The organism is Streptomyces sp. NPDC017979 (assembly GCF_044328175.1).
Lineage (GTDB): Bacteria > Actinomycetota > Actinomycetes > Streptomycetales > Streptomycetaceae > Streptomyces.
On sequence record NZ_JBIRGU010000007.1, the window covers coordinates 114,617 to 126,656 of the forward strand.

General features: G+C 71.4%; 11 protein-coding genes. 7 read left to right on the plus strand and 4 right to left on the minus strand.

Features of this window, described 5'->3' with window-relative positions; all coding sequences use genetic code 11:
• Positions 1–61: 61 nt before the first annotated feature.
• A complete protein-coding gene (locus tag ACH4E8_RS19955) occupies positions 62–1,051 on the minus strand; it encodes a CehA/McbA family metallohydrolase (RefSeq protein WP_398449929.1) in 990 nt (329 codons plus the stop codon).
• Positions 1,052–1,313: 262 nt separating this feature from the next.
• Between ACH4E8_RS19955 and ACH4E8_RS19960 the strand changes: the two genes are divergently transcribed.
• The 6 genes from ACH4E8_RS19960 to mnhG are packed head-to-tail and all read left to right on the plus strand — an operon-like array spanning position 1,314 to position 7,775.
• Complete coding sequence (locus tag ACH4E8_RS19960; protein WP_398449931.1) at positions 1,314–4,220, plus strand: Na+/H+ antiporter subunit A; 2,907 nt, start codon at positions 1,314–1,316, stop codon at positions 4,218–4,220.
• The gene (locus tag ACH4E8_RS19965; protein ID WP_398449933.1) at positions 4,217–4,801 is read left to right on the plus strand and encodes a Na(+)/H(+) antiporter subunit C; all 585 of its coding nucleotides are present in this window, start codon (positions 4,217–4,219) and stop codon (positions 4,799–4,801) included. The genes ACH4E8_RS19960 and ACH4E8_RS19965 overlap by 4 nt, the downstream gene beginning before the upstream one ends.
• Positions 4,798–6,474, plus strand: coding sequence for a Na+/H+ antiporter subunit D (locus ACH4E8_RS19970; protein ID WP_398449935.1), 1,677 nt, complete (start codon positions 4,798–4,800; stop codon positions 6,472–6,474). The genes ACH4E8_RS19965 and ACH4E8_RS19970 overlap by 4 nt, the downstream gene beginning before the upstream one ends.
• Positions 6,475–6,481: 7 nt before the next feature.
• On the plus strand, positions 6,482–7,087 hold the full coding sequence (locus tag ACH4E8_RS19975) for a Na+/H+ antiporter subunit E (protein WP_398449937.1): 606 nt from the start codon (positions 6,482–6,484) through the stop codon (positions 7,085–7,087).
• Complete coding sequence (locus tag ACH4E8_RS19980; RefSeq protein WP_398449939.1) at positions 7,084–7,401, plus strand: monovalent cation/H+ antiporter complex subunit F; 318 nt, start codon at positions 7,084–7,086, stop codon at positions 7,399–7,401. Before ACH4E8_RS19975 ends, ACH4E8_RS19980 begins: the two co-directional genes overlap by 4 nt.
• Positions 7,398–7,775 carry a monovalent cation/H(+) antiporter subunit G gene (gene mnhG / locus ACH4E8_RS19985; protein ID WP_398449941.1) on the plus strand — a complete coding sequence of 126 codons (378 nt, stop codon included), beginning with the start codon at positions 7,398–7,400 and terminating at the stop codon, positions 7,773–7,775. The genes ACH4E8_RS19980 and mnhG overlap by 4 nt, the downstream gene beginning before the upstream one ends.
• 51 nt (positions 7,776–7,826) lie before the next feature.
• Here mnhG and ACH4E8_RS19990 read toward each other — a convergent pair whose 3' ends face one another.
• From ACH4E8_RS19990 to ACH4E8_RS20000, 3 genes are all read right to left on the minus strand, one after another.
• Positions 7,827–8,582, minus strand: a complete 756-nt coding sequence (locus ACH4E8_RS19990; protein ID WP_398449943.1) for a hypothetical protein — start codon at positions 8,580–8,582, stop codon at positions 7,827–7,829.
• 109 nt (positions 8,583–8,691) lie between these two features.
• A complete protein-coding gene (locus ACH4E8_RS19995) occupies positions 8,692–9,558 on the minus strand; it encodes a hypothetical protein (protein ID WP_398449945.1) in 867 nt (288 codons plus the stop codon).
• Positions 9,559–9,811: 253 nt separating this feature from the next.
• A complete protein-coding gene (locus ACH4E8_RS20000; protein WP_398449947.1) occupies positions 9,812–10,909 on the minus strand; it encodes a chemotaxis protein in 1,098 nt (365 codons plus the stop codon).
• A gap of 315 nt (positions 10,910–11,224) precedes the next feature.
• On the opposite strand from ACH4E8_RS20000, the gene ACH4E8_RS20005 reads away from it, so the two are divergent.
• Positions 11,225–11,998, plus strand: a complete 774-nt coding sequence (locus tag ACH4E8_RS20005; protein WP_398449949.1) for an AraC family transcriptional regulator — start codon at positions 11,225–11,227, stop codon at positions 11,996–11,998.
• The last annotated feature ends 42 nt before the right edge of the window (positions 11,999–12,040 follow it).

The window sequence follows — 12,040 nt, forward strand, 5'->3', positions numbered from 1 at the left end:
AAGGAGCCTTGCGCTCTCGCATGGCCAGTCGGGACGGCACGCGCTGTGATTCGCTGCCCGGTCAGGTCAGGACGATCGGGTTGGAGAGGGCGGCGGCGTATCCATTGGGATGGCGGACCTCGGTGCGGACGAACATCGAGTCCGCCGAGTCGGTTTGCCACAGCGCCGTGCCCGGACCGGTGGCGGGGAGACAGACGCGGTGGACCTCGCCTCGGTCCGTATGGAAGCTGACGGTCCCCAGCGGCACACCGTGCACTACCGCCTGCACTTCTATCTGCCCGCCCCGGGCTGTGAGCCGCTCCCCCACTCCGGCTGCCCGGCCCTCGGCCGTGGCGGTGAAGGTCAGGTGCACGTCGGTGGACTCGGCGATCCAGCTGCGGCCCGAACCGATCGCGGCGAGGACCGCTTCCTTGCTCAGTTCCTCGGCGAGGACCACGGTGTGAGGGGTGCCGATCTGCCCGGGCGAGTGCGTGTCGCTGTTGCCCATCGCCGGTCGCCATGACCCGGTCCGGATGTCCGCTGCGAGGCTTCGCCCCCACTGTGCCAAGGCGGCCTCGTTGTCGGCGTTCCAGGGGCGGTCCGACGTCCACAGCCCGTTCCACACCTCCACTGCGTCGAAGCCGCGCAGGGGGAACATGAACTCGCCCGTCCCATACGGCGCATGCGGGTGGGCGACCACGCACAGGCCCCCGGCCTGATGGACCTGCTCCAGGCACCGGTCGATCCGTCCGTCGCCGACGCGGTGGTTCCAGTCGACGACCTGGCCGGGTTCGGTGCCGAGCGCGAGCCAGTGCCCGGTGGTCGTCGTGACTTCCTCACCGAGCAGGATCAGGAAGTCGTCAGCGGCCAGATGGCCCCAGACGCCGGGAAGCGCTGCCGAGTTGTGCTCCGTGGTCGCGATGAAGTCCAGCCCGGCAGCGCGGGCCCGGACGGCCAACTCCGCGGGGCTGAGTTCTCCGTCCGAGTGAACGGAGTGCACATGGCAGTCTCCGCGGTACCAGGCCGCCCCTCGTCCGACCGCAGACGCCGGCGGGAAGCGTAATCTCGACAAGATTCCCCCTCCACAGTTCCCGTTGAAACGAACGTCCGTGCAGAGCCGCTGGTTCCCACATCGAGTCTCCGAACCGCGGCTGAGCAGCACGGCCCGGGCATCGGTCGGCTGGGCCAGATGAACGCACCTCGGCGCGCGTCGCGCGGGCGGGCGGCGCGTCATGCCGTGAAAAGGGCACGCAGCTTATAGCTATGTGTCCCATGCTCGCTGTCCCTCGCCGTGATCGGACCGCCGTGCGCGGTCCGTCCGTTCCTGGGGCCGCATGGCGGCGCTGATTCTCGCTCACTTCCTGCTCGCCGCGTGTGCCGTCCCCCTGGTGCGACGGTTGGGGACGCGGGCCTTCGTCCTGTTGGCGGTGCCGCCCGCCGTCACCCTCGGGTGGGGCCTCGCGCAGTGGGACACCGCCGCCGGGGGCGGGGCGGTGAGTTGGTCGTTCGCGTGGCTGCCGGCGTACGACGTGTGGATCGCGTTCCGGTTGGACGCGTTGGCGCTGCTCATGCTGGTGCTGGCGGCCGGGGTCGGTGCGTTGGTGCTGTTGTACTGCGTGCGGTACTTCGACGACGGGTCGCCCCGGCTCGGCGGGTTCGCGGGCAATTTGCTGGCGTTCGCGGGGGCCATGCTCGGTCTGGTGCTCGCCGACGACCTGGTGGTGCTGTACGTCTTCTGGGAGCTGACCACCGTCTTCTCCTATCTGCTGATCGGGTACGACAGCGAACGCAAGCAGAACCGTCGTTCCGCGCTCCAGGCGCTGACGGTGACCACGCTGGGCGGGCTGGCGATGCTCGTCGGCTTCCTGATGCTCGGGCAGGAAGCCGGGACCTACCGGATCTCGGAGCTCCTCGCCGATCCTCCCGCGGCTTCCGGCACGGTGTCCGCGGCCATCGCGCTGGTGCTCCTGGGGGCGCTGTCGAAGTCGGCGATCTGGCCGTTCAGCGTGTGGCTGCCGAACGCGATGGCCGCGCCGACTCCCGTCAGCGCCTATCTGCACGCCGCGGCGATGGTGAAGGCGGGGGTGTATTTGGTGGCCCGGTTGGCGCCGGGTTTCGCGGACGTACCGTTGTGGCGGCCGGTGTTGCTGGTGCTCGGGTCGGCGACGATGCTGCTGGGGGGCTGGCGGGCGCTGCGGCTGGGCGACCTGAAGCTGGTCCTGGCGTACGGCACGGTCAGTCAGCTCGGTTTCCTCACCGTGCTCGCCGGGGTGGGCAACCGGGACGCGGCGCTGGCCGCCGCGGTGCTGATCCTCGCGCACGCGCTGTTCAAGGCCCCGTTGTTCCTCGTCACCGGCATCGTCGACCACGCCACCGGCACCCGCAACCTGCGGCAGTTGTCAGGGGTGGGGCGGGTGCTGCCGTGGGTGGCCGCGACCGCGCTGATCGCCGGGGCGTCGATGGCGGCGCTCCCGCCGCTGCTCGGGTTCGCCGCGAAGGAAGCGGCCTTCGAGGCGCTGCTCCACGGGAACGCCGTCGACCGCTGGGTGCTGGCCGTCACCACCATCGGATCGGCCCTCACCTGCGCTTACACCCTTCGCTTCCTGTGGGGTGCGTTCGCCCGCAAACCCGGGCTCCACGACACGCCGGCCCACCGGGTGAGCCCGGCGTTCCTGGGGCCGCCGGCACTGCTCGCCGTGGCGTGCGTGGTCTTCGGCCCGGGGGTGTCGTGGTGGAACGGGTTGCTCGGGGCGTACGCCGCGGAGTTCCCCGCGCCGGCGCATCCCTACTCGCTGTCGTTGTGGCACGGGCTGGGCACGGCGCTGCTGCTGTCCGCCGCGGCGTGGGCGGGGGGCGTCGTGCTGTTCCTGCTGCGCGATCCCGTGGTGCGGCTGTCCCGTCGGGTGGCCTGGCCGACCGCGGACCGGGTGTTCGGGCTGGGGCTGCTGGGGTTGGAGCGGATCTCGCTCCAGGTGACCGGCTTCTTCCAACGGGGTTCCGTGTCGGTGTACTTGGCGACCGTGCTGAGCGTGCTCCTCGGCGGGCAGTTGGCCGTGCTGTTGGTGGACGAACCCTGGGCCGGGGCGGTGGCACCACGGCTGTGGGACTCCGGCGCGCAGGGCGCGATCGCCCTGCTGACCTGCGCCGCGGCGCTGCTGTGCCTGCCGGTGCGACGGCGGATGAAGGTCGTGGTGCTGGGCGGGCTCACCGGGTACGGCACCGCTCTGCTGTTCGTCGTGCACGGCGCGCCGGACCTGGCCCTCACCCAGTTCTGCGTAGAGACGGTGGCCCTGTTGGTGTTCGTGCTCGTCCTGCGCAGGATGCCGGTCCACTTCCAGGAGACGATCAGTCGCCGTCGGCTGTTCATGCGCGTTCCGCTCGCTCTGGTGGCTTCGGCCGTGGTGGCGACCACCCTGTGGGTCGTCGCCGCTGCCCGGGTCGCCAAGCCCACGGGCGGCGCACTGGTGACGGCCACCGCCGAGCACGGGGTGAAGGAGGTCGTGGCGACCACCCTGGTCGAGTTCCGGGCCTGGGACACCCTCGGGGAGTCGGCGGTCCTCGCCGTCGCGGCAGTCGGCGTCACCAGCTTGATCTATGTGCACCGGCGCACCGGGGCGGCAGAGCGGGCCGAACCGGTGGAGCCGGTCGAGCCCGCGTCGGCAGGCGGTCCCACGGCGTGGTCGTACGGCTCGCACTTCGCGGTCGGCGAGGCGGCCGCCGAGGACACGGCACCCGAGCGGACCTGGCTCGCCGCCGGGCGGACCCTCGCCCCCGAATACCGTTCCGTGGTCTTCGAAGTGGTGGCCCGACTGGTGTTCCACCCGATCCTGGTGCTCTCCGTCTACCTGCTGCTGTGCGCGGAGAACCTCCCCGGCGGGGGATTCGTCGCGGGGCTGGTCGCGGGGCTGGCGATGATGGCCCGCTACCTGGCCGGCGGACGCCACGAACTGGCCGACGCCGCACCGGGCCACCCGGGGCTCCTGACCGGGCTCGGGCTGCTGTTGTCGGCGTCCACCGCGGCCCTCGGGCTCCTCGACGGCGCCGTGCTCCACCCGCTGACCTACGAGACGCACCTGCCCCTCTTCGGCGCCGTCCACATCGGCACGCCCGTCCTGTTCGACACCGGGGTCTACCTCCTCGTCCTCGGGGTGGTCCTGGACATCGTGCGCGCCCTCGGCGGGCGCATCGACCGGCAGATCGAGCGGGAGGCCCACGAGAAGGCGAAGGAGTCCGGCCGGTGAGCGTCAGCCTCACCCTGTTGGTGACGGGAGCCCTGCTGTGCGCGGTCGGTGGCGTCCTGCTGCTGATGCGGGCCCTCACCCGCATCCTCGTCGGTGCGGTGATCTTGAGCAACGGCATCAACGTGCTCCTCCTCGCCGCCAGCGGGCCCGCCGGGTCGGCACCGCTGCTCTATCCGCGGATCGATCCGGAGCGGGTCAGCGACCCGCTGCCGCAGGCGATCGCGCTGACCGCCATCGTCATCACGCTGGCCACCACGGCGTTCCTGCTGGCGATCGCCTACCGCAGCCAGCGGGTGAACGGAACCGACGAGGTCATGGACGACATCGAGGACCGCCGGATCGCGCTCCGCGCCGAGGTGCAGGAGCAGCGCGCGGCGTTGCGGGAGCAGCACGGCCCGCGGGGGCGCGGGCCCGAGGGCGACCGGGACGCCTACCGTACGGAGCGACGACGGCTGCGCGGCGTGCTCCGCGAGGACCGGGCGCTGCAAGCACGGGCCCGGGACGCGTCGGGCGACCTGTGGAACGACATCCTCGGCGAGGACCCCGCCGACCGCGAGAGGTCCGAGGGGGCCGCCCGGTGAACGCACTCGTACCCCTGCCCGTGCTCCTCCCCCTGCTGGCCGCCGGTTTCGAACTGGCCCTCGGCACCCGGTTCCCCCGCGCCCAACGCGCGGTCGGCGTCCTCGTGCTGAGCACCGTCCTCGCGCTCTCCCTGGTCATGCTCGTCGAAGCGGACCGCAACGGGCCGCTCGCCCTGCACCTGGGGGACTTCGCTCCGCCGGTGGGAATCACGCTGGTCGCGGACCGGCTCTCGGCCCTCATGCTGACGGTGTCGGCGGCGGTCACCCTGTGCGTCCTGGTGTACTCGATCGGCCAGGGCATGGCCGACCGTGAAGAGCAGTCCCCGCTGGCGATCTACCACCCCGCCTACATGGTCCTGGTGGCCGGGGTGTCCTGCACCTTCCTCGCCGGTGACCTGGTCAACCTCTACGTCGGCTTCGAGATCATGCTCGTCGCCAGTTTCGTGCTGCTCACGCTGGGCGGCACGGCCGCACGCCTGCGGGCGGGTGCGACCTACGTCCTGGTGTCGCTGGTCTCCTCGATGGTGTTCTTCACCGCGGTGGCCCTCACCTACGCCGCGGCCGGCACCGTCAGCCTCGGTCAACTCGCCGAACGCCTCGCCGTACTGCCCATCGGGGTGCGAACTCTGCTGGAAGCGACCCTCCTGACCGTGTTCGCGGTGAAGGCCGCCGTCTTCCCGCTCGCGGCGTGGCTGCCGGACTCGTATCCGACGACGCCGGCGCCGGTCACCGCGGTGTTCGCGGGGCTCCTCACCAAGGTGGGGGTTTACTGCGTGCTGCGCGTGGAGACCCTGCTCTTTCCCGGGAACCAACTCGCGAACCTGCTGATGTGGGCGGCTTTCGCCTCCCTGATCATCGGGGTCCTGGGCGCGGTGGCGCAGACCGACCTCAAGCGGGTCCTGTCCTTCGTCCTGATCAGCCACATCGGCTACATGATCTTCGGCATCGGGGTGGGCACCCGCGCCGGGCTCGGCGGGGCGATCGTGTACGTCGTCCACCACATCACCGTGCAGACGGCGCTGTTCCTGGTGGCGGGGTTGATCGAACGCCGCACGGGCACGACGGAGCTGACCCGGGTCGGCGGGCTGACCCGGGCGGCGCCCGCGTTGGCGGTGCTGTTCCTGGTGCCGGCGTTGAACCTGGCGGGCATCCCGCCGATGTCCGGGTTCATCGGGAAGCTGCAACTGCTGCGCGCGGGCGTCGCGGACGGCGGGTTCCTGCCCTACCTCCTGGTCGCGGCGGCGTCGCTGACGAGTTTGTTGACGCTGTACGTGATGGCGAAGGTGTGGAACCTCGCGTTCTGGCGCGCGGCGCCGCCGGGCCGGCCCGCCCGGGGCACGGTGCTGGAGGAGGCCGACCCGGACGAGGACCACGGCGACACCGACGCGGACGCCGACGCCGCCCCGGACAGCGGCCCGGGTGACGGCACGTCGGGGGGTTCCGCCCGGCGGCGGGCGCCCGCGGGCCAGGCGGTCACCGCGACGTTGTCCGGGCGGGCCATCACGACGACCACCGACCGGCTGCCCCGCAGCATGACGTGGGCGACGTTCGCCTTGGTCCTGCTGTCGCTGGCGTACACGGTGCTGGGCGATCCCTTCACGGCCCTCACCGAGCGGGCGGCGGCCGAACTCCTGCAACGCACCCCCTACATCGAGGCGGTCCTTGGCCCATGACGTTCCCGTGATCTCGCTACGCTTCCGCGACCCGAACCTGCCGCCCTTCAGCTGTGCGGTGGTCGGACGCCGGCGCCGGGTGCTCGACCTCCCCCTGATCGCCTGGCTGACCGTGGTCTGGATGTTGTTGTGGGGCACCCTCAGCCTCCCCAATGCGATCACCGGGGTGCTGGTGGCGGTGGTCGTGTGCCTGGTGTTTCCGCTGCCCCAGGTGAACATCGGTCTGAGGTTGCACCCCTTGGGCATCGCCCGCTTGACCGTCCGGCTGCTGTGGGAGATGTACACGGCCGGGGTCAAGGTGTCCCACCAGATGGTGGACCGGCGCCCGTTTCGGGCGGGGGTCCTCGCCGTTCCGCTGCGCTGCCGCAGCGATCTGATGCTCACCGCGACGGCCATCGCCGTCTCCAACGTGCCCGACAGCTCCGTCGTCGAGGTGCACCGCTCCCAGGCCACGCTGTTCGTGCACGTCTTGGAGGCCGACGACCCGGCGACCCCGGAGCGGGCCCGGCAGGGCGTGTGGCGGATGGAGGAGTTGGTCGTACGGGCCTTCGGTGACCGGGCGGAGATCGCCCGGGTGCGCCAGCCTCCACCGCAGCCCCGGAGTCCGCGATGACCACCGCTCAGGCCGTGGACCGGGGTCTGCTGGTGGCCGCCGCCGCGATGCTGCTGATCGCCGGGGCGCTGGTGCTCTACCGGGTGTGGCGGGGGCCGTCCATGCTCGACCGGGCCATGGCACTCGACGTCTGCGCCGCCTTGATGATCGCGGGGATCGGCGTACGTTCGGCCCTGAGCCGGGACTCCTTCTACTTCCCCGTGATGCTGGTGCTGGCCTTCCTCGGCTTCACCGGATCGGTGGGGATCGCCCGCTTCATCGCCGTCCGAGACCGTGCCCCGGACCAGCCACGCCGTAGGAGGAGGAAGCGATGAACGGTTGGGCCCAGGTCGCGGACACCGCAGGAGCGGTACTGCTGTTCGTGGGGGCCGCGGTCAGCCTGTTCGGCGCGCTCGGCATGGTGCTCATGCCGGACGTGCTCTCCCGCAGCCATGCGGCGACCAACCCTCAGGCCCTCGGCATGCTGCTGGTGTTGATGGGGGTGGCGCTCCGGCTGCGCAGCGGCATCGACCTGGGCACCCTGGGGCTGGTGGGCTTCTTCCAACTGCTGACCGGTCCGGTGGCGGCGCACCTGGTGGCACGGGTGGCGTACCGCACCGGGTATGCGGGCCGTGAGGGGTTGGTCTTCGACGAGTTGGACGAACAGCTCAGCACGGCACCGCAGCCGAAGGACGACGGGGCCGGCTGACTCCGCGCGACGCGGCGGCCGCGGCCCGCTGGTCGACTCCCGCGTGAACTCCTATTCCTGCGGCGGCAACTCCTGGAGGGGCGCGACCCTGCGCCCACCGCGGATGACGGGCAGCCCCTGCACCATGCGGTCGATCATGTGGTCGTAGCGCAGACCCGCGTCGGCGAGGTGGGGATCTTCGCCGGGGGCCTCACCGCCGGTGCGGAGGACTTCCGGAAGCAGGAGTTCGGACAGGTCTGCGCGGGGCGTCGGATCCTCGACGGTCAGGCCGCAGTCGCCGAGGTCGACGTAGTCGGGGACGAGGGCGCGACCGTACAGACGTCCGGCGACCTCGGGGAGGAACTCGTCCCACATGACCGCGAGCGCGGTACGCACGTCGCCGAGGACCTCGACGTGTTGTTCGCATGAGTCGCCGAGGAAGGTCTCCGCTTCGATGTTGCCCTGCACCAGAAGGCGTGAGGTGCCGGTGAGGACGAGGTTGGCGACTTTCAGGTCACCGAGCACGATCAGCGACGGGCTGCCGTACTCCAGGTTCAGGATGTTCCCGTCGACGTGGAGGTCGCCGTCGATGACGTAACCGGTGACCGCGCCGTCGATCCCTTCGTACTCGGGTCGGCCACCCGCCTTGATCCAGGGGTTTTGATGCCGGTACTGGTGGTCGTCCAGCCAGAGGGAGCCGGGCAGTGCCGCGGGCCCGGGGTGCAGTATGTACTCCTCCTCGTCCAGGGTGGCGTATGTCTCCTGCGGAAAGCCGCGCCGCTCGAACAAGTCGACCGTCTCGGCCCATGATTGGTAGATCGTCTCCATGGGCCCGCACAGTAAACGCCTGCACTGACACCCCACTCACCGCCGTGGCGCTTCTGGGGGGCTTGGGCGCCTCAACGGTGCCCGGCGTTGGCGAGGGGCGCTGCTTGCTTCAGCGGACCGTCACGATGCGGTGTTGGCCGTGCATGCTGAGCGGACGGGCGTCGTGGATGCTGGAGACCCAGGTGATCGCCGCGTAACGGCCGGGGAGCAGCGGCATCGTGAGCAGCACCTCGCGTCCGGGCGACAGCGGTGGTGTGCCCAGCCATCGGCTCAGGTCGAACGGGGGTGGGCCGCCCGTGCCGTCGAAGAAGGCTTGGATGTCCTTCTCCGTCACCGAGTCGTCGGGTATCGGGCAGAGCATCGCCTCGTCGACCTGGTTCCGCATGCGGTTGACGTAGCGCAGCGGCCCGCCCGCGGTGACGTGGCCGTCCATGAGGAAGCGCGGGCCCTGGCCTGGGATCTCGACGGCGGTGAGGGTGGCGCAGGAAGTCCGTGGCGCAATGGCCTTCGTGGGGTGCACCGTGAGCGGGCGCAGGTGTTCCTGCCCGGGCTGTGGGTCACGGCCGCGCGGACCTTCGAAGTCGAGGTACTCGAAGACGAGATACCGGCCCGGTGGCAGCTGCGCAGTGAAGCGGGTGTCCGTGCCGGGGTGGGTGATGCCGCCGCCGTACAGCTCAGCCGTGGCCATCAGGGCGTGGGCGGCTGTGATGTTGTCCTGCCCCTCGGTGGCGAAGACTCGGCGCAGCCGGGTCCGGAACTGGGCTTCGGTCGCTCCGGTCCGTAGGCGGGCGATGCCGACGGTGCCGGTGCGCGGGCTGGTGGTCCGCAGCCGGAAGGGCACTGGTCCGGCGAACGCGCGCACCGGTGCGGTGAATCCGTCCTCGCCGGTGACGATGTCCAGCGCCTGCGCCGTGTGCGGCCGATCCCGTGTGCGTGCCTGTGCGGCGGGTGCGCCCCACAGCAGTGCACCTCCCACAGCCGCGACTCCGGTGAGAAGACTCCGCCTGCTGGACATGCTCTCCCAACTCCCCTCAGTACGCTCCCCCGACGGACCCGTGCGATGCCGGCGCCGGCGGGGGAATCCGATGTCCTTCACCCTGCCGCAGTCGCAGAACGTGGACATCGGCCGGCAGTTGCGAGTGCGCCGCAACCCGGGTGGTACGCCGCGCTCACCCCCGTACAACCCAGGTTGCGACCACGAGCGCGGCAGGGTGGGCGTGGAGGTCCGCTCAGTAGCGCAGGACGGCGGCGATCCGGCCTTCGTCGGCGAGGGTGTCGTCGGGGACGAAGTCGACCCGGGCACCGGTGTCGAGGGCGCGTTCGATCACTTCGTCGACGATGTCCTCGCGCGCCCCGGGGGCGCCCGGCTCCGCGGGCACGAGGTGTTCTCCGGCGTCGCGGACGGTGGCGCGGAAGTTCTCCTCGACCACGAGATGGGCGACCGTGCCCCTCTCCGCGGCCTGCCGGACGTCGTCCAGGCCGGAGGTGAACGCCCGGCGGCCACGGGCCGCGTCGAGTCGGCCCAGTGCGTCGCTGACCTCTTCGTCGGCGTGGGCCCGTACGGCGGGCTCGACCACGCGGTGGACGGTCACGGGGTCGGCACCGGCGAGGCCGGCGTGCGGGATCTGCGCGGTGGCTGCGCGGGCGATCGGCCCCGCGGCGTCCAGCAGGGTGAGTGCGGCGGCTTCGCCGACCACGTACAGGGGCCGGGGGTCGGCGCTGAGCACCTTGCCGGCCTCGGCGTCGGCCTCGCGCAGGAACGCCTTGGTCTCTTCGTCGCGGAAGGTGCTCGGCACGTCGCCGATCTGCTCCCGCCGTTCGGGGTCGGGCTCGTCGTAACTGCGCACCAGCGGGAAGCCGTGGCCCTGTTCTTCGGTGACGCGTGCCTGGTCGCCGCCCCACAGCACCACCCGATCGGCGGCGACCGCCAGCACCCAGTAGGGGCGTTCGGCAGCGTGTGCGGCGACGAGGTTGCGGGTGAGGAAGGTGTCGGACAGGACGACCCGGGGCGGGGCGGGGCGTCCGAAGGACCAGATGTGGTGTTCGCCGGGTGCGGCGAGGATCGCCAGGCCGTCCTCGGCGTGCACCAGGTCGACCTCGGTCAGGGCACGGTCGAGTTGCCCCAGTACGTCGATCCGGTCGCTGCGGGAGACCGCGGGGTCGGCCTGGACCTTCTCCTTCGCTTCGTTCAGCAGGCCGCGCAGCCGGATCGGGTCCTGTTCGCTGCCCGGCTCGCGACGGTGGGTGGACATGACGATCGACACCGCCGGATAGGGCCGGGGGCGGCGCAGCTCGGCGAGGGTGGCGGGGCTGAGGGTGGGGCGCATGGGGACCCTTTCCGCGGGGCTGTTCGGCCTGGGTGGCGTGAGTGCACCAAGCCCGACGCTACTCCCGAATGCCGCAAATTTATCCGTTTGTCGACCCGGATGACGGGGGCCGCACCCGGCCCGCCCGATGGCGGTCGCCCTTGACGCTCACGGTCCGACGGGGAGCGAATGGTCACACGTTCACCGTCGACCATCGGCCCCGACGTGGACCATTAGGGTGGAGGAATGCCCCCAGCCCGCGCCCGCGCTGCTTCCCGAACGATCCAGTCGGGTTCGCGCGAGGCTGCCGACGGGGGCGACGGACGGGTTCGACCCGTGGTGCGCGAGCGGCGCGAGTTGCCGGTGGTTGCGGCCGGCGCCGAGGTGATGCCGTTTGCGGTGCTGCCGTACGACGAGGTCGTCGCGCACGACACCGTCTGGGGCGAGCACTCGCACCCCTTCCACGAGCTCCTGTGGAACGAGCGCGGCGCGTCGACGGCCGTCGTCGGCGCACGGGTGTGGACGGTCACGCCCGCACTGGGGCTGTGGATGCCCGCCGGCACGCTGCATTCGGGGTCGGCGGTCGCCGGGACGTGGTTCCGGGCGACGTTCTTCGCGTACCACGCCGCCCCTTCCATGTCCGACACCCCCGTGGCCGTCGAGGTCACCCCGCTGCTGCGGCTGTTGTTGGAGCGGCTCGGGGACGCCCGCCTCTCCCCCGCCTCACGGGCGACCACCGAGGCGATGGTGCTCGACGTGCTGGAGCCGTCGCCGCGGGGGCTGCTGGTGCACGCGCCGACGTCGGCCCTGCTGCGCCCCATCGCGCGGGCGCTCGACGAGGACCCGGGCGATCAGCGCACACTGACCGATTGGGCGACGGAGTTGGGGGTGAGCGCTCGGACGATCAGCCGGGCGTTCACCGCGGAGACCGGCACCAGCTTCGCGCGCTGGGTCGCCGCGGTGCGGGCGCACCACGCGGTGGCCCTCCTCAGCCGCGGCTGGGAGGTGGAGACCGTCGCGGAAGAAGTGGGGTACCGGTCGGCGAGCGCCTTCGGCGCGGCCTTCCGACGGACCACCGGTCTCACCCCGGGCACGTTCCGGACCGCCTGAACCACCCTCCCCACCCGCGACGGATGGCGCATCAGCACCGGA

Bases quoted from the DNA above. Each gene is read 5' to 3' on its own strand.
- ACH4E8_RS19960 (WP_398449931.1), top strand. From the start codon at position 1,314: ATGGCGGCGCTGATTCTCGCTCACTTCCTGCTCGCCGCGTGTGCCGTC.
- ACH4E8_RS19980 (WP_398449939.1), top strand. From the start codon at position 7,084: ATGACCACCGCTCAGGCCGTGGACCGGGGTCTGCTGGTGGCCGCCGCC.
- mnhG (WP_398449941.1), top strand. From the start codon at position 7,398: ATGAACGGTTGGGCCCAGGTCGCGGACACCGCAGGAGCGGTACTGCTG.
- ACH4E8_RS19990 (WP_398449943.1), bottom strand. From the start codon at position 8,582: ATGGAGACGATCTACCAATCATGGGCCGAGACGGTCGACTTGTTCGAG.
- ACH4E8_RS20000 (WP_398449947.1), bottom strand. From the start codon at position 10,909: ATGCGCCCCACCCTCAGCCCCGCCACCCTCGCCGAGCTGCGCCGCCCC.